Below are 17,204 nucleotides of genomic sequence, written 5' to 3'. Positions count from 1 at the left end.
TCCAGACCCGCGCCGCGGACGTTCGCCGAGACGATGACCTCGCCGCACGCGCATCTGGCCGAACCGTGTCCAGCCACGCGCCGACACGGCGCGTTGGCAACGCGAGGCACAATGGCACGCCATGAACATTGTGATCCTCGACGACTATCAGGACGCGGTGCGCAAGTTGCGCTGCGCCGCCAAGCTCGATGCATACGCAGCCAAGGTCTATACCAATACGGTCAAGGGCATCGGACAGCTCTCGATCCGGCTCAAGGACGCTGATGTGATCGTGCTGAACCGCGAACGCACCCAGGTGTCCCGTCAACTGATCGAGAAGCTGCCCAAGCTCAAGCTGATCTCGCAGACAGGGCGCGTCGGCGCACACATCGATGTGCACGCCTGCACCGAGCAAGGCATTGCGGTGGCCGAAGGCACGGGTTCGCCGCTGGCACCTGCAGAGCTCACCTGGGCGCTCATCATGGCCGCGATGCGCCGCCTGCCGCAATACATCAGCAACCTCAAGCACGGCGCGTGGCAGCAGTCGGGCCTCAAGTCGGCCTCGATGCCGCCCAACTTCGGGCTCGGCTCGGTGCTGAAGGGCAAGACCCTCTGCATCTGGGGCTACGGCCGCATCGGCCAATTGGTCGCCCGCTACGGACAGGCCTTCGGGATGCAGGTGGTGATCTGGGGCCGCGAAGAAAGCTGCGCCAAGGCAAGGTCCGACGGCCTGCAGGTGGCCCCCAACCGGGACGCGTTCTTCATGGCTGCCGACGTGCTGTCGATCCATCTGCGCCTGACGGACGACACGCGCGGGCTGGTGACGCTGGAAGATCTGTCGCGCATGAAGCCGACCGCACTCTTCGTCAACACCTCGCGGGCGGAACTGGTCGAACAGGATGCCCTGCTCGCCGCGCTCAATCGCGGCCGGCCCGGACTGGCGGCGATCGATGTGTTCGAGAGCGAACCGCCGCTGCAGGGCCACGCGCTGCTGCGGCTGGAGAACTGCATCTGCACGCCGCACATCGGCTACGTCGAGCAGGACAGCTACGAGATGTACTTCGGCCAGGCTTTCGACAACGTCGTCAGCTTCATCAAGGGCAACCCCACCAACATCGTCAATCCCGGCGCGCTGCAGGTCCGTCGTTGAAGCAGCCCGCATTGCCGGCTGCATCGTGGGCGTTGCTGGCGGGTAACTTCGTGATCGGCACGGGCGTGATGGTGGTGCCCGGCACGCTCAATGAACTCAGCACCTCGCTGGAGGTCAGCGCCGCGACCGCCGGCCAGCTGATCACCGCAGCAGCGGTCGTGATGTGCCTGGGCGCACCCCTGCTGGCTGCCGTGGTCGCGGGGTGGGATCGCCGCATCCTGCTGAGCTGCACGATGCTGTGGTATGCCGCCGGACATTTGCTCGCCATGCTGATGCCCAACTTCGGCGGCCTGCTGGCGGTGCGCATGCTCACGGTCGTCGCGCCTGCCATCTTCACCGCACAAGCGGCCGCGTGTATCGGCATGCTGGTGCCCACCGAACAGCGAGGCCGCGCCGTCACCTTCGTCTTTCTGGGTTGGTCCGTGGCCTCGGTGCTGGGCTTGCCGATCGGCGCGGTCATCGGCGGCCACTTCGGGTGGCGGACGGCCTTCGCGGCGATCGCGTTTCTTTCCGTGCTGAGCGCATACGGGATCTGGTCCCGGCTTCCGGCCGGCATCCGCCCCGCCGCGTTGTCGCGCGAGGCCTGGGGACGCGTGCTCAGGAATCCCTTGCTGATGGGCGTCGTGTCCGTCACTGCCCTGCAAGGTGCAGGGCAATTTGTCCTGTTCAGCTATTTCGCGCCCGTTCTCCGGCAGACCCTGGGCGCGAACGCAAGCGAACTGGGCCTCGTCTGGGGCTGGTTCGGCATCTGCGGCCTCGCGGGCAACGTGCTGGTGAGCCGCTACATCGACCGCATCGGTGCGTCGCGCATGGTGTTGATCACCACGGTGCTGATCGGCGTGAGCCTGCTTCTGTGGCCGCTCGGAATCACGCTCGGATGGCTGGCGTTGATCCTGGTGCCCTGGGGCTTGGGCTGCTTCGCGGCCAATTCGGCGCAGCAGGCGCGACTGGTTTCGCTCGCGCCGGTGCTTGCGCCCGGCTCGGTCGCGCTGAACAGTTCCGGCATCTACGTGGGGCAGGCCGTCGGCGCTGCCACGGGCGGCTGGTTGCTGGCCCATGAGGCCGCCAGCTGGATGAGCTGGGTCGGCCTCGTGACGATGCTGTTGGCGCTGGCGCTCAGCATGGCGGTGGACCGCGCGCAGCTGGCGCGCGGCGCAGCGCTCAGCGTTTGACGGGCTTGACGGGCCGCGGCGCGATTTCCGCCTCGGTGGTCGGATCGAACAGTTCGAAGTCGATCACATTCGGGTCGATCGGCGGTACTGGCTTGGGCGTTTCCATCGGCGCCGCAATGGTCTCGTAAGCCGTCCTGTCGAATTCCGCAAGATCCATCTCGCCGACAGCTGCACTGTGCGACGCGCCATGAACCGGGCCCGGCGCCGCCACCGGCGCATCCGGAACCAGGACCGTATCGTGCTGCAGGCCGTGGTCGATCGCGCCATAGATCGATGCCGGCAGCGTCGGCCCATCCGTCACGGGCTCGGGCGGACTCTCGGGCTCGACAGGCGCCGAGGCCGTCGGTTGCTGGTCGTGCGCATAGGTATCGAGGAACGAATGCGGCGTGACCGGTGCGGGCGGCGCACTGTCCGGATCGATCACTTCCTTGGCCACCGAATACAGCAGCAGCAGCTCCTGGTAGGCGGCAAGGTCGAAGGCGTCTTCTTCGTGCGAACCGGGCTTGCGGAACACCAGTTCCTCGATCAGGGCCAGGGTGCCTGGCGCCGGCCACTGCGACTCGATGCGCGCCAGGGCACTGCGGTAGTGCTCGAGTCCTCTGCCCGTGTCGGTGAACTTCTCGAACACCGGCACATCGGCATTGAACGCACGCTCGAATTCCTCGGCCAGCCGCGCATAGTCCTCCTGGCGTCCCAGCGAGTGGAAGATCCGCAGGAGGTCGAGGTATGCCAGGGCGCTCGTGCCGGGATTGGCGGCGATGTGCTCGCGCAGCACCGCGATCGCCTGGTCATGCTGGCCCAGCGAGAGAAAGAAGTCCGACTGCTGCTGCACGTCGAACAGCTCTTCGGTGTTGACCGGCCGCACCGGCGCGCCATCGGGCGTACGCGCCGGATGCGGTATCGGTTCGTCGAAGCCGCTGTCCTCGTCGGGCTCCAGCGCCGCGAAAGGCGCGGCACCGAAGGTGGTGGAATTGGCGCTGCGACGTGCAGACGCCGGATCCTGGTCGGCATCCGAATCGAGTTCGTCGTCGAACGAAACGCTGCGCGGATTCGACCGAGTCGGCGGCTCCTCTTTGCGCGGTGACGCTTCGCCCCACCAGGCAGGTGCCGCAGCCCGTCGTGCCAGGCGCCACAACATAAAGATGGCCAGCAGAGCGAGCAGCAAGAGAAAGATCAGCGCATAGACGAGCGGGTTGCGATAGCGGCTCTCGCGCGCCTCGGCAAGTTCGCTTTGCACTGCGAGCAGGGTACGCTGGTTCTGGGCAGTCTGTTGACGCAAGGTCGCCAGGGTGGCCTCCAGCGTCTGCATGCGTTGCGCGTCGCGCTCGGCGGTTTCGGATCCGCTGCCCGTCATGGCACGCCACTGGCTCGCTGCCTCGGCGCGCCGGGCCGGATCTTCGGCGACCGGCCCCGCCGCAAGTTGCGAAGAAGTCTTGAGCCCCGCCTCCACGGCGGGAACGGGCTCCATCGGCTCCAGCTGAAGACGGGGTGCGCCAGTCACCACCTCGTGCTTCGGCTCGGCGGCCGGTTGCGGCGTCGGCGCAGCGGCACGCGGCGCGGCCGGCGCTTGCGCGACCACGACCCGATGCGGCACCGGTGCAGGACGGTGGCGCGGCGGCGGCGCGTTGCGATCACGCGCTCGCGCAACGGCTGCGGACGAGCTGCTGCGCCGTCGCTGAGACAGGTTCGACGACGTCCCGTTCTCCTCGCCGAACGATGACCCACGCGCGGCCCCCTGCGACCTATCGGACGATGCCTGCGGACCCGACGAAGAAACACCTGGCAAGGCGACATCCGCTGGCACGTCGGCGAGCAGCACGAAGACACGGGTGGACTTCATGTCGCAGCCCGCACGCACCGTCACCGTGACCACGGGCTCTTCAACCGGCGCTCGGGAACGGATGCGCATGCGCGGGTTGCTCGGACCTGAGCCTGGTTCAAGCGCTACAGTCACACGTCCATCGGCCACGGGCGTATCGCCCTGCACGACATCGGCACCCAGACACAGGGAATCCCCCGAGTCGGCGGCATCGAGCGAAAGCGGGATCGCCATGTCAAGCGGCTTGCCGATCCAGGTAGACCCCTGGGGCCGACCGATCGTCAAGGCGGATGATTCAATGGCGAATCCCAGGAGGACCAGGACCGTCGCAAGGCGTGGGAATTGCAAAATAAGCGGGGGTGCGAAAGGCAATCAAAAGTTGACACATTCTGACACGAGGGTCAGGGCTATTCATTCACCGAGGGACAATTATCAAATGACTGTGAACTTTTCCAACATAGGTGTTATCGGCGCTGGCGCCATGGGGCGCGGTATTGCCCAGATTGCAGCACAGGCCGGAAGCCAGGTTTTCCTGCTCGACAGCTTTGCAGGTGCAGCGTCGCGTGGACGCGACGCTCTCCTCGCGCAATGGCAAAAAATGGCCGACAAGGGCAAGCTCGATGCGGCACAGCGCGAGGCCTTGTCCGCGCGGGTGCACGCCGTCGAATCGCTGCAGGCCCTCGCCGGCTGCGATCTGGTGATCGAGGCCGTCATCGAGGACCTGGAGGTCAAACGCAAGCTGTTCCTCGAGCTCGAAAGCGTGGTGGCGCCCACGGCCACGCTGGTGACCAACACCTCGTCGCTGTCGGTCACCGCGATCGCGGCGGCGCTGGCGCATCCCGGGCGCGTGGCCGGGTTCCACTTCTTCAACCCGGTCCCGCTGATGAAGGTGGTCGAAGTCGTGGCCGGCTTCAAGACCGACCCGGAGGTCTGCCGGCAACTCGCCGGCTACGCGGCGCAGATGGGCCACACCGCGGTCCAGGCGAAAGACACGCCCGGCTTCATCGTCAACCATGCGGGACGCGGCTACGGCACCGAGGCCCTGCGCATCGTCGGCGAAGGCGTCGCGGATTTCGCCACCATCGATCGCATCCTCAAGGACCAGGCCGGATTCCGCCTCGGCCCGTTCGAGCTGCTCGACCTCACGGCGCTCGATGTCTCGCATCCGGTGATGGAATCGATCTACCGCCAGTACTACGAGGAGCCGCGCTACCGGCCCAGCGTCATCACTGCCCAGCGCCTGACGGCCGGCGCCCTCGGGCGCAAGACGGGTGAAGGCTTCTACCGCTATGTCGATGGCGTGATGCAACAGACGCCCGAACCGCCCGTGCCGGTGGTCGACACGACGCCTGCGGTGTGGGTGTCGCCGCGCGCGGCCCGGCGGCCCGAGTTGCTGCGACTGGTGCATGAGCTCGGCGCGCAGCTCGAAAGCGGCGCAACGCCCTCTTCCGCCGCACTGATCCTGGTCGCCCCGCTGGGCTTCGACGTGACGACCGTGGCCGCCGTCGAGCGACTCGATGCGACCCGCACGCTGGGCATCGACCTGATGGTGGACGATGCGGCGACCAAGCGCCGCGTGCTGGCGACCAATCCGGCCACGCGCCGCGACATGCGCGACGCGGCCCACGCGCTGTTCGCGCGCGACGGCAAGGCGGTGAGCGTGATCCGCGACAGCGGCGGCTTCGTCACGCAGCGCGTGATCGGCAGCATCGTCAACATCGCGGCCGACATGTGCCAGCAGCAGGTCTGTTCGCCGGCCGATCTCGAAGTCGCCGTCCGGCTGGGCCTCGGCTATCCGCAGGGTCCGCTGGCGATGGGCGATCTGTACGGCCCCACCAACGTGCTCGAAGTCCTGTTCAACCTGCAGACCGTGTACGGCGATCCGCGCTATCGCCCGAGCCCCTGGCTGCGCCGACGCGGCGCGCTCGGCCTGAGCCTCACCCACGAAGAAGAGTAGCGAGAAACGGATGACCGCAGAACTGAAAAGCACGAGCGAGGGGCACACCATGGTGCTCACGCTCTCCAATCCCGCGCAGCGCAATGCCCTGGGTCCCGAGATGTACGCGGCGGGCATCGAGGCGCTCAACGGCGCCGAGAACAGCGACGAGGTCCGGAGCGTGGTCATCGTGGGCGAAGGCGCATGGTTCTGCGCCGGAGGCTCGCTGCAGCGGCTGACTGCCAACCGCGAGCGCGAGCCCTCGGTGCAGGCCGAGAGCATCGAGGCATTGCACACCTGGATCGATTCGATCCGCACCTTTCCCAAGCCCGTCATCGCGGCGGTGGAAGGTGCAGCGGCCGGCGCCGGCTTCTCTCTTGCGCTGGCCTGCGATTTCGTCGTCGCGGCGCGCGACGCGGTGTTCGCGGCCTCGTACAGCAACGTCGCGCTGTCGCCGGACGGCGGCCTGAGCTGGCATCTCGCGCAGTCCCTGCCGCGCCAATTGGCCAGCGAGTGGCTGATGCAGGGCGAGCGCATCCAGGCACCGCGCCTGCATGCGCTCGGCCTCGTCAACGAACTCACGGAAAGCGGCCAGGCGCTGGCGACGGCCCTCGCGCTGGCAGGCCGGCTCAATGCGCGCGCGCCCAATGCGCTGGCCAGCATCAAGGAGCTGCTCAGCGACGCGCGCGGCGCGACGCTGGTCTCGCAGCTGGGCCAGGAGCGGGATCATTTCGTTCGCAACCTGCACCACGCCAACGCCGGCATCGGGATCGCCGCCTTTCTCGCCAAGCAGACGCCGCGCTACGAATGACGCCGCGCGTCTCTCGCGCGACAACCCTTCGCCCACCAGTCACCGACAGGACAGTCCATGGACGATCCCATTCTTACCATCGAAGAACGTGAGGCGATCAACAGTGGTCGCTGGTTCTCTTCCCTTTCCCCATCCCTTCGCCACGACATCCTCCGATGTGCTTTCGTCAAACGCTTCAAGGACGGCGAGCTGATCGCCGCGCGCGGCGATCCGCCCGAGCAGTGGATCGCATGCGCGAAGGGAGCGGTGCGCGTGAGTTCGACGGCAGTATCGGGCAAGCAGGTCACGCTGACCTATGTGGAGCCGGGCATCTGGTTCGGCGACGTGGCGATGTTCGACGGCGACCGGCGCACCCACGATGCGTATGCGCATGGCGACTCCACCATCCTGTGCGTGGCGCGCGCCGATTTTCGCAAGATCCTGTCGAACCACGTCGAGCTCTACGAAGCACTGATGCGCCTGCAGGCGCGCCGCATCCGCACCTTGTTCGGGCTGGTCGAGGACCTCAACACCCTGCCCCTGCGCGCCCGGCTCGCCAAGCAACTGATCCATCTGGTTCGCAGCTACGGCGTGCCGAACCTCGCGGACGGCAGCCAGATGCGCATCGGCCTGCAACTCGCGCAGGAGGAATTGGCACAACTGCTCGGCGCATCGCGCCAGCGCGTGAACCAGGAACTCAAGGCCATGGAGCGCGAGGATGCGATCCGCATCGAACCGGCCGGCCTGGTGGTGCTGGACCGCGCCGCGCTGATGCGCATCTCCGAAGCCGACGACCAATAGCGACCTCAGAGACATGACCCAGGACTTCGACAACTTCGTCGGCACCCGTGCCGTCTCCAAGCAACATCTCTTCGACGTCGATGCACTGACGGCCTGGCTCGAAAAGAACCTCGACGGCTTCAAAGGACCGCTGGCGGTCGAGATGTTCAAGGGCGGCCAATCCAACCCGACCTACAAGCTCGTCACGCCGTCGCAAAGCTACGTGATGCGCGCCAAGCCGGGGCCGGTCGCCAAGCTGCTGCCCTCGGCCCATGCGGTGGAACGCGAGTTCAAGGTCATGCGCGGTCTTGCCGGCACCAACGTGCCGGTGCCGCGGATGTATGGCCTGTGCGAGGACGAATCGGTGATCGGCCGCGCCTTCTACGTGATGGAGTTCATGGCCGGCCGCGTCCTCTGGGACCAGTCGTTGCCTGGCATGAGCAATGCGGAGCGCAGCGCCATCTACGATGAGATGAACCGTGTCATTGCCGCGCTGCACACGGTGGACTTCGCCGCGCGCGGCCTGGCCGACTACGGCCGGCCGGGCAACTACTTCGAGCGCCAGATCGGGCGCTGGAGCAAGCAGTACCTCGCCTCGGTCACGCAGCCGATCCCCGAGATGGACCGCCTGATGGAATGGCTGCCGGCCCACATGCCGGCCAGCGCGCGCGACGCGCAGATGAGCTCGATCGTGCACGGCGACTTTCGCCTCGACAACCTGATGTTCCACCCCACCGAGCCGCGCGCCATCGCCGTGCTCGACTGGGAGCTCTCGACGCTGGGCCATCCGCTGGCCGACTTCAGCTACCACTGCATGTCGTGGCACATCGCGCCGGGATCGTTCCGCGGCATCGGTGGCCTCGACCTCGAGAGCCTGGGCATTCCGACCGAAAGCGACTACATCCGCAAGTACTGCGAGCGCACCGGCATCACCACGCCCGAGGCGCTCGCGCCGGACTGGAATTTCTACCAGGCCTACAACCTCTTTCGCATGGCCGCGATCCTGCAAGGCATTGCCAAGCGGGTCGAAGCCGGCACCGCATCGAGCGAGCAGGCGGTAGCCTCCGGTCGCGGCGCACGTCCGATGGCCGAAATGGCCTGGCAATTCGCACAGCGGGCCTGAGGCCTTACCCCATTCACAGGAGGCAGCATGGATTTCGATTATTCGGCCAAGACCAAGGACCTCCAGAAGCGCGTCGCCGCCTTCATGGACAACCACATCTACCCGGCCGAAGCCGAGTACAGCGCCGAGCTGGCGGCCAACACCGCGGCGGGCAAGCGCTGGACCGCGCTGAGGACCGTCGAGAAGCTCAAGGACAAGGCCAAGGCCCAGGACCTCTGGAACCTGTTCCTGCCGGTCGACAGTGCCGCCGCCTCCGGCTACGAGGGCGCGGGCCTGACCAACGAGGAATACGCACCGCTGGCCGAGATCATGGGCCGCGTGCCATGGGCCAGCGAAGTCTTCAACTGCTCGGCGCCCGACACCGGCAACATGGAAACCATCGCGCGCTACGGCTCCGAGGAAATCAAGGCGCGCTGGCTCAAGCCGCTGCTCGAAGGCCAGATCCGCTCGGCCTTCGCGATGACCGAGCCCGACGTGGCCTCCAGCGACGCCACCAACGTCGCCACCCGCATCGAGCGCCAGGGCGACGAGTACGTGATCAACGGCCACAAGTGGTGGATCTCGGGCGCTGCCGATCCGCGCTGCGGCGTCTTCATCACCATGGGCAAGAGCGACCCCGACGCGCCGCGGCATTCGCAGCAGAGCATGGTGATCGTGCCGGCCGATGCCAAGGGCATCCGCATCGTGCGGCCGCTCAACGTGATGGGCTACGACGATGCGCCGCACGGCCACGTCGAGATGTATTTCGAGAACGTGCGCGTGCCGGTGGGCAACATCCTGCTGGGCGAGGGCCGCGGCTTCGAGATCGCGCAAGGCCGCCTCGGCCCGGGCCGCATCCACCACTGCATGCGCCTCATCGGCCTGGCCGAGCGCGCGCTCGAGCTGATGTGCCGGCGCGCGTCCTCGCGCGTGGCCTTCGGCAAGACCGTTGCGTCGCAGACCGTGACGCAGGAACGCATCGCCGAAGCGCGCTGCAAGATCGACATGGCGCGCCTGCTCACGCTCAAGGCGGCCTGGTTGATGGACGTGGCCGGCAACAAGGTCGCCAAGACCGAGATCGCGATGATCAAGGTGGTCGCGCCGAGCATGGCCTGCCAGGTGATCGACTGGGCCATGCAGGTGCATGGCGGCGGCGGCATGTGCGACGACTTCCCGCTCGCCTACGCCTATGCCGGCGCGCGCACGCTGCGCTTCGCCGACGGTCCGGACGAAGTGCACCGCAATGCGATCGCGAAGTGGGAACTGGGCAAGTACGGTACCGGCAAGACCGACAACGAGATGCCCGTCACCCGGTTCTGATCAAAGCTTCTTCTGCAGGAACATCGCCGAGCCGAAGGCCGGATCGAGCTGGAAGCCGGCGAAACCTTCGCGTTCGTACGCGCGCAGCGCGCTCGCGTTGCCCGACAGCACTTCGAGCGTGAGCTTGCAGGCGCCGCGTGAGCGCGCCTCGGCCTCCACCCGGCGCAGCATGCGCTGGGCTACACGCCGGCCGCGGTGGCTCGCCAGCACGACGACATCGTGCACGTTGACCAGCGGTTTGCACGCGAAGGTCGAGAAGCCCTCGATGCAGTTCACAAGGCCGATGGGCTGCTCGCCGTCATAGGCCAGCACGCTGAAGGCCTGCGGCCGGGCCGCCAGCGCGCCGGGCAGTGCGGCCCGCACCTCGGGTGCCAGCGGCGTCCCGCCGCCGGCCGGGTCGCACGCATAGGCGTCGAGCAGCGTGACCACTGCTTCGGCATGCGCGGGATGTCGATAGTCGGCCATCACGAGTTCGATCACGCGGATTCCTTCTTCAGGCGCGCATTGCGCGTCAGCCCAGGGTGGCGGCGAGGCGGTGTGCGCAAGCCTCGGCCTGCGCCGCATCGCGCGCCTCGACCATCACACGCACCAGTGGTTCGGTGCCGCTCGCGCGGATCAGGACACGGCCCGCTTCGCCCAGTTCCGCTTCGGTGCGGAGGATCTCGTCGGCGAGCTCGACATTGCCCTTCCAGTCCTGGCCTTCGGCTAGGCGGACATTGACGAGGGTCTGCGGAAACAGCGTCATGCCAGCCAGCAGCTCGTCCACCCGCTTGCCGCTGCGCACACAGGCCTGCAGCACCTGCAGCGCGCTCACGATGCCGTCACCGGTCGTGTGGCGGTCCAGCGCGAGCAGATGGCCCGAACCCTCGCCGCCGAGCAGCCAGCGGCGCTTCTCGAGTTCCTCCAGCACATAGCGGTCGCCCACGCGGGCGCGCACGAATTCGACGCCCTGCGCGCGCAGCGCCATCTCGACGGCCTTGTTGGTCATCAGCGTGCCGACCACGCCGGAAGGCTTCTCGCCGCGCACGATGCGCTCCATCACCATCAGGTAGAGCAGCTCGTCGCCGTTGAAGAGCCGCCCGCTCGCATCCACCAGCTGCAGCCGGTCTGCGTCGCCGTCGAGCGCGATGCCGTAGCTGGCGCCTTGCGCGCGCACCGCCTCGATCAGCGCCTGAGGATGCGTGGCCCCGAAGCCCTTGTTGATGTTCAACCCGTCGGGCGCGCAACCGATGCTGACCACGTCCGCGCCGAGCTCGTGGAACACCTGCGGCGCGACCTGGTAGGCCGCGCCGTGCGCGCCGTCGACCACCAGCTTCAGCCCGCGCAGCGTGAGGTCGTAGGCGAAGGTGCTCTTGCAGAACTCGATGTAGCGGCCCGATGCATCGTTGAGCCGGCGCGCCTTGCCGATCTGTGCCGAATCGGCCCAGACCGGCGGCTCCTCGAGCGCCGCTTCGACCGCCAGCTCCCATTCATCGCTGAGCTTGGTGCCCTGCGCGCTGAAGAACTTGATGCCGTTGTCGGGGTAGGCGTTGTGGCTGGCGCTGATCACCACGCCCAGGCTGGCACGCTGCGCGCGCGTGAGGTAGGCCACGCCCGGCGTCGGCAAGGGGCCGAGCAGCACGACATCGACGCCCGCGGAATTGAAGCCCGATTCGAGCGCCGATTCGAGCATGTAGCCCGAGATCCGCGTGTCCTTGCCGATCAGCACCGTCGGGCGCGCCTCGGTCTTGCGGAGCACGCGGCCCACGGCATGCGCGAGACGCAGCACGAAGTCGGGCGTGATCGGCGGCTTGCCGACCGTGCCGCGAATGCCGTCGGTGCCGAAGTATTGTCTTGTCATGGGTCTTGCCCTTCTTCTTGTCCTTGCTGTTTCATCGCTTGCCACACGGCCAGCGCCGCGACGGTCTCGCGCACATCATGCACGCGCACGACCGACGCACCGTGCTCGACGGCCAGCACGGCCGCTGCCACGCTCGGCACCATGCGCCCGGCCGCTGCCTCGATGCCGGCCACGGCGCCGAGCGAGGACTTGCGCGACCAGCCGGCGAGCACCGGCCAGCCGGCGGCGATCAGCTCATACTGGCGTGCGAGCAAGGCGAAATTCTGTGCGGTGGTCTTGCCGAAACCGATGCCGGGATCGACCACGATGCGCGCCGCGTCGACGCCGAGCGCCACCAGCGCCTGCGCGTGCTGCGCCAGGAACGAGCGTACCGCGGGCACTGCGTCGCCCTCCATCGGCGCCGTCTGCATGGTCTGGGGGTCGCGGTGCATGTGCATCAGGCAGATACCGCACGACGGGTGCTGTGCCACCGCTTCGCGCGCGCCCGGCCTGCGCAAAGCCCAGATGTCGTTGACGATGTCGGCGCCGAGCTCGAGCACGGCGCGTATCACTTCGGGCTTGGAGGTATCGACCGAGACCGGGACCCCGAGTTTGAGCGCCTCGCGCAACACCGGCAGCACGCGCGCCAGCTCCTGTTCCAGCGGAACGGCCGGACTGCCCGGTCGGGTCGACTCGCCGCCGATGTCGAGAATGTCGGCACCCTCCTCCACCAGCCGCACGCAATGCCGCACGGCCGCCTCGGTCGAGGCATGCGCGCCGCCATCGGAGAAGGAATCCGGCGTGACGTTGACGATGCCCATCACGCGCGGCTGCGCGAGGTCGATCGCGAAGCGCGTGGTACGCCAGACTGCCGTCATGCCGAAGCGGCCCCATGAAAAAACGGGGCCCGAGGCCCCGTCGATCGCCAGCGCAACATGCTCGGTCAGGCTGCGGTGGGTGCAGGATCCGGGTTCACCGCCGGCGTGCCGCCGCTGCCACCGCCACTGCCCGACGGCGGGATGCGCGGGGCCCAGTCCTTGGGCGGGCGCGGTGCGCGGCCGGCCATGATGTCGTCGAGTTGCTCGGAATCGATGGTTTCCCATTCGAGCAGCGCCTTCGCCATCGCGTGCATCTTGTCGCTGTTCTCCTCGATCAGGCGGCGCGCCAGGGCGTACTGCTCGTCGATGATGCGGCGCACCTCGGCATCGACCTTCTGCATGGTCGATTCGCTCATGTTGGTGGTCTTGGTGACCGAGCGGCCGAGGAACACTTCGCCCTCGTTCTCGGCGTAGACCATCGGGCCCAGCGATTCGGTCATGCCATAGCGCATCACCATGTCGCGCGCGATCTGCGTGGCGCGCTCGAAGTCGTTGCTGGCACCGGTGGTCATCTGGTGCATGAACACTTCCTCGGCGATGCGGCCGCCGAACAACATGCTGATCTGGTTGAGCATGTATTCGCGGTCGTAGCTGTAGCGGTCCTGCGCAGGCAGGCTCATCGTCACGCCCAGTGCCCGGCCGCGCGGGATGATCGTGACCTTGTGGACCGGGTCGCACTTGGGCAGGAGCTTGCCGATCAGCGCATGGCCGGATTCGTGGTAGGCCGTGTTGCGGCGCTCTTCCTCGGGCATGACCATGCTCTTGCGCTCGGGGCCCATGAAGATCTTGTCCTTGGCCTTCTCGAAGTCCTGCATCTCGACCACGCGCGCATTGCGGCGGGCGGCCATCAGTGCGGCCTCGTTGCACAGGTTGGCCAGGTCGGCGCCCGACATGCCGGGCGTGCCGCGCGCGATGATGCTCGGGTTGACGTCCTGGCCGAGCGGCACCTTGCGCATGTGCACGTTGAGGATCTGCTCGCGGCCGCGGATGTCGGGGAGCGTCACGTAGACCTGGCGGTCGAAACGGCCCGGGCGCAGCAGCGCAGCGTCGAGAATGTCGGGCCGGTTGGTCGCAGCGACCACGATCACGCCGAGGTTGGTCTCGAAGCCGTCCATCTCGACCAGCATCTGGTTGAGGGTCTGCTCGCGCTCGTCGTTGCCGCCGCCGAGGCCGGCACCGCGCTGGCGGCCGACGGCATCGATTTCGTCGATGAAGATGATGCAGGGCGCGTTCTTCTTGGCGTTCTCGAACATGTCGCGCACGCGTGCCGCGCCGACGCCGACGAACATCTCGACGAAGTCCGAGCCCGAGATCGAGAAGAACGGCACCTTGGCTTCACCGGCAATGCCCTTGGCCAACAGGGTCTTGCCGGTACCGGGCGGCCCGACCAGCAGCAGGCCGCGCGGGATGCGGCCACCGAGCTTCTGGAACTTGGCCGGGTCCTTCAGGAAGTCGACGACCTCCTTGACTTCTTCCTTGGCCTCGTCGCAGCCCGCGACGTCGGCGAAGGTGACCTGGTTGTTGTTCTCGTCGAGCATGCGTGCCTTGCTCTTGCCGAAACTGAAGGCGCCTCCCTTGCCGCCCCCCTGCATCTGTCGCATGAAATAGACCCAGACGCCGATCAACAGCAGCATCGGCCCCCAACTCACCAGCAGCGTCATGAGCAGCGAACCTTCTTCGCGCGGCTTGACGTCGAACTTGACGTTGTTGGCGATCAGGTCGCCGATCAGGCCGCGATCGAGGTAGGTGGCGGTCGTGCGGATCTTGCGGTCGTCGGTGGTGATGGCGACGATCTCGCTGCCGCTCTGACCTTCCTGGATCGTGGCGCTCTTGATGCGGTTGCCGCGGACTTCCTCGAGGAAGTCGGAGTAGCCGATATTGCCTGCACCGGCCGTCCCGCGAGTGTCGAACTGCTTGAACACAGTGAACAACACCATCGCAATGACGAGCCAGACGGCAACCTTGGAAAACCACTGATTGTTCAAACGAAGCTCCAGTCGAAGGCGCGTTGCATCGAAAAAAGAAAACGCGCTGAGGGCACGCAATTGGCACCCATTTTAGGCTTTTCAACCTGCGAAACGTGGCAATTTTCCGTGAGCGGCCATAGGGGCCGAGCGGTTTTAGGCCGAATTGGCGAAATCGCGCCGGCGTATCAATTCGTATCCGCCCTTTTGATTCCCATGCCCACCATGAAGGTCTCGGACGATTTGTCGCGCGAGGCCTTGGGCTTCATCGGCTTGACGACGCGGAAGTTGTCCTTGAAAAGCTTCGTCAGCTCGCTGTAGCCGCTGCCATGGAACAGCTTGGCGACCAGTGCGCCTTCAGGCTTCATGTGGTGCTGCGCAAAGTCGATCGCAAGCTCCACCAGGTGCGCGATGCGTGCCGCGTCGGCCGATTCGATGCCCGAGAGGTTGGGCGCCATGTCGGAAACCACCACATCGGCGAGCCGGCCACCCATGGCGCGCTCGAGCCGCTCCAGCACCTCGGCCTCGCGGAAATCGCCCTGAAGAAAAAGCACGCCCTCGATCGGCTCCATCGGCAGCATGTCCAGCGCGATGATCGTGCCCGCGAGTTCGCCGACCGCCGCACCCGTCGGCGACAGCCTGCGCCGCACATACTGGCTCCAGGCGCCCGGCGTCGAGCCCAGATCGATCACCAGCTGTCCGGGCTTGATCAGGCCCAGCGTCTCATCGATCTCCTTGAGCTTGTAGGCGGCGCGCGCCCGATAACCCTCCCGCGTGGCCAGTTTCACATACGGGTCGTTGATGTGGTCATGCAGCCATGCCTTGTTGACCTTCTTGCTTTTCGGTTTGGGGTTCATTGACACTCGATAATACGGGGATGCCCGCCATTCAACTGACCCCCGCGCAGCGCAAGGTGCACCGCTCCGAAGCGCACCATCTGGATCCGATCGTCATGATCGGCGGCGACGGACTGACGCCGGCCGTCAAGAAGGAGACCGATGCCGCCCTCAAGGCCCACGGCCTGATCAAGGTGCGCGTCTTTTCCGACGACCGGACGGCACGCGAAGCCATGCTGCAGACGCTCGCCGACGAACTGGACGCCGCGCCGATCCAGCACATCGGCAAGCTGCTGGTCCTCTGGCGGCCGGTGCCCGACAAGGAACGCGCCGTCGACGAGGACCGCATGCCCGGCCCGCGCGACGTCAAGGTGCTCAAATACAGCAAACGCGGCGGCCAGCGCCCCGAGATCAAGACCCTGCGCGTGCTCGGCAACCAGCGGCTCACGCCGGGCGGCACCGTCAAGCGCGCCAAGGCCAAGAGGCCGCTGTCGGTCAAGAAGCGCCGACAGGCCGACTGACAGTGACGGCCGTGGAGACGAAGCCTGGGGTTGCGCCAGCGACCCGGCACGTGCTGTGCATGAAGTGGGGCACCAAGTACGGCCCCGACTACGTCAATCGCCTCTATGCGATGGTGCGGCGCCATCTGAGCGGCGAATTCAGCTTCGTCTGCCTGACCGACGACAGCGAAGGCATCCGCAGCGAGGTCCGCTGTTTCCCGATTCCGCCGCTCGACCTGGAACTCGCGCCGGGACAGGTGGACCGCGCATGGAAGAAGCTCACCACCTTCGAGCAGGACCTGCACGGCCTGCGCGGCACGGCGCTCTTCGTCGACCTCGACGTGGTCGTGGTCGGCAGCCTCGATGCCTTCTTCGAGCAGCCCGGCGAATTCCTGATCATCCACGACTACGAACGGCCCTGGCGCCGCCGCCGCATCACGGGGAACTCCTCGGTCTATCGCTTCGAGCTGGGTGCGCATCCCGACGTGCTGGCGCATTTCCGCGCGAACATGGACGCGGTGCAGGCGCAGTACCGCAACGAGCAGACCTACCTGTCGGACTTCATGTACCGCAAGGGGCAGCTCGCCTACTGGCCCGAAGCGTGGTGCCCGAGCTTCAAGTACCACGGCATCCCGACCTGGCCCACCAACTACTGGCGCGAACCCTTCGTGCCGCCGGATGCGCGCATCGTGGTCTTTCACGGGGAATGCAATCCGCCGGACGCGCTGGCGGGCCGGCGCAACCGGCGCTTTCGCTTCATCCGGCCGGCGCGCTGGATCACCCAGTTCTGGAAGGCCTGATCAGGCAGTCCGGCGGCCCATCCGCCACAAGAGAATGCCCGCACAGACCCATTGGCCCAAGTACATGCCGCTGCCGAGGCCATGCCAGAGCCTGAGGTTCTCGCGCGCGAGGATGTGAGGTGCCACCGCATACTGCTGCAGCAGGGCCAGCAGCAGCGCGATCACGGTCAGGGAAATCGTGGTGCGCGCAGGGCCATCGATGGATGCGCCGGCGCCGGCCCGGGCGTGGACCAGCAGCACCAGCCCGCAGCCGAGTGCGATCCAGGTCTGCGCGGCGAACAGCTCGCCAGCGAAATTACCCGCGACGACCGGGTTGCCGAGGCGCGCGAACAGCATCGGCACCACCAAAAGGCGGCCAG

16 protein-coding genes are annotated in these 17,204 nt (G+C 66.9%); 9 read left to right on the top strand and 7 right to left on the bottom strand.

Translation table 11 applies throughout. The annotated features are described in order from the left end of the window. Positions 1–121: 121 nt before the first annotated feature. Positions 122–1,129 (top strand): D-2-hydroxyacid dehydrogenase family protein, encoded by a 1,008-nt coding sequence (locus tag WDLP6_RS12520; RefSeq protein WP_162567476.1) that lies wholly within the window; start codon positions 122–124, stop codon positions 1,127–1,129. Beyond that, positions 1,126–2,301: an MFS transporter gene (locus WDLP6_RS12515; RefSeq protein WP_162592592.1), complete on the top strand. Its 1,176-nt coding sequence runs from the start codon at positions 1,126–1,128 to the stop codon at positions 2,299–2,301. The genes WDLP6_RS12520 and WDLP6_RS12515 overlap by 4 nt, the downstream gene beginning before the upstream one ends. On the opposite strand, the gene WDLP6_RS12510 is transcribed toward WDLP6_RS12515, so the two are convergent. Continuing rightward, on the bottom strand, positions 2,291–4,492 hold the full coding sequence (locus tag WDLP6_RS12510) for a tetratricopeptide repeat protein (protein ID WP_162592591.1): 2,202 nt from the start codon (positions 4,490–4,492) through the stop codon (positions 2,291–2,293). The genes WDLP6_RS12515 and WDLP6_RS12510 overlap by 11 nt on opposite strands. Before the next feature lie 64 nt (positions 4,493–4,556). Here WDLP6_RS12510 and WDLP6_RS12505 point away from each other — a divergent pair, with 64 nt between their 5' ends. From WDLP6_RS12505 to WDLP6_RS12485, 5 genes are read left to right on the top strand one after another with little or no spacing between them, the layout of a single operon-like run. Next, positions 4,557–6,077, top strand: coding sequence for a 3-hydroxyacyl-CoA dehydrogenase (locus WDLP6_RS12505; RefSeq protein ID WP_162592590.1), 1,521 nt, complete (start codon positions 4,557–4,559; stop codon positions 6,075–6,077). Between the two features lie 10 nt (positions 6,078–6,087). Beyond that, positions 6,088–6,867 carry an oxepin-CoA hydrolase, alternative type gene (locus WDLP6_RS12500; RefSeq protein WP_162592589.1) on the top strand — a complete coding sequence of 260 codons (780 nt, stop codon included), beginning with the start codon at positions 6,088–6,090 and terminating at the stop codon, positions 6,865–6,867. A gap of 57 nt (positions 6,868–6,924) precedes the next feature. Then, the gene (locus tag WDLP6_RS12495; protein WP_162567471.1) at positions 6,925–7,647 is read left to right on the top strand and encodes a Crp/Fnr family transcriptional regulator; all 723 of its coding nucleotides are present in this window, start codon (positions 6,925–6,927) and stop codon (positions 7,645–7,647) included. A 13-nt stretch (positions 7,648–7,660) separates the two neighbouring features. Then, entirely contained in the window at positions 7,661–8,749 is a 1,089-nt protein-coding gene (locus WDLP6_RS12490; RefSeq protein WP_162592588.1) for a phosphotransferase, read from the top strand. Positions 8,750–8,776: 27 nt separating this feature from the next. Next, positions 8,777–10,048 (top strand): acyl-CoA dehydrogenase family protein, encoded by a 1,272-nt coding sequence (locus WDLP6_RS12485; RefSeq protein WP_162592587.1) that lies wholly within the window; start codon positions 8,777–8,779, stop codon positions 10,046–10,048. Here WDLP6_RS12485 and WDLP6_RS12480 read toward each other — a convergent pair whose 3' ends face one another. The 5 genes from WDLP6_RS12480 to WDLP6_RS12460 all read right to left on the bottom strand — a co-directional run bounded on the left by WDLP6_RS12480 (position 10,049) and on the right by WDLP6_RS12460 (position 15,566). Continuing rightward, on the bottom strand, positions 10,049–10,513 hold the full coding sequence (locus tag WDLP6_RS12480) for a GNAT family N-acetyltransferase (RefSeq protein ID WP_162595075.1): 465 nt from the start codon (positions 10,511–10,513) through the stop codon (positions 10,049–10,051). Positions 10,514–10,559: 46 nt separating this feature from the next. Next, positions 10,560–11,888, bottom strand: coding sequence for a phosphoglucosamine mutase (glmM, locus tag WDLP6_RS12475; protein ID WP_162592586.1), 1,329 nt, complete (start codon positions 11,886–11,888; stop codon positions 10,560–10,562). Then, the gene (gene folP, locus WDLP6_RS12470; protein WP_162592585.1) at positions 11,885–12,745 is read right to left on the bottom strand and encodes a dihydropteroate synthase; all 861 of its coding nucleotides are present in this window, start codon (positions 12,743–12,745) and stop codon (positions 11,885–11,887) included. Before folP ends, glmM begins: the two co-directional genes overlap by 4 nt. Positions 12,746–12,810: 65 nt before the next feature. After that, entirely contained in the window at positions 12,811–14,730 is a 1,920-nt protein-coding gene (gene ftsH, locus WDLP6_RS12465; protein ID WP_162567465.1) for an ATP-dependent zinc metalloprotease FtsH, read from the bottom strand. 167 nt (positions 14,731–14,897) lie between these two features. Next, the gene (locus WDLP6_RS12460; protein ID WP_162592584.1) at positions 14,898–15,566 is read right to left on the bottom strand and encodes an RlmE family RNA methyltransferase; all 669 of its coding nucleotides are present in this window, start codon (positions 15,564–15,566) and stop codon (positions 14,898–14,900) included. Between the two features lie 20 nt (positions 15,567–15,586). On the opposite strand from WDLP6_RS12460, the gene WDLP6_RS12455 reads away from it, so the two are divergent. Together WDLP6_RS12455 and WDLP6_RS12450 are read left to right on the top strand one after the other, a co-directional pair. Then, positions 15,587–16,066, top strand: coding sequence for a YhbY family RNA-binding protein (locus WDLP6_RS12455; RefSeq protein ID WP_162592583.1), 480 nt, complete (start codon positions 15,587–15,589; stop codon positions 16,064–16,066). Positions 16,067–16,125: 59 nt separating this feature from the next. After that, positions 16,126–16,845, top strand: a complete 720-nt coding sequence (locus WDLP6_RS12450; protein WP_162595074.1) for a glycosyltransferase — start codon at positions 16,126–16,128, stop codon at positions 16,843–16,845. On the opposite strand, the gene WDLP6_RS12445 is transcribed toward WDLP6_RS12450, so the two are convergent. After that, positions 16,846–17,181 carry a DUF4149 domain-containing protein gene (locus WDLP6_RS12445; RefSeq protein ID WP_162592582.1) on the bottom strand — a complete coding sequence of 112 codons (336 nt, stop codon included), beginning with the start codon at positions 17,179–17,181 and terminating at the stop codon, positions 16,846–16,848. It lies immediately after the preceding gene. Positions 17,182–17,204: the final 23 nt, after the last annotated feature.

Source organism: Variovorax sp. PBL-E5 (genome assembly GCF_901827185.1).
Taxonomy (GTDB): domain Bacteria; phylum Pseudomonadota; class Gammaproteobacteria; order Burkholderiales; family Burkholderiaceae_C; genus Variovorax.
The sequence above is the reverse complement of the archived record's forward strand: the minus strand, read 5'-3'. Positions and strand labels throughout refer to the sequence as shown.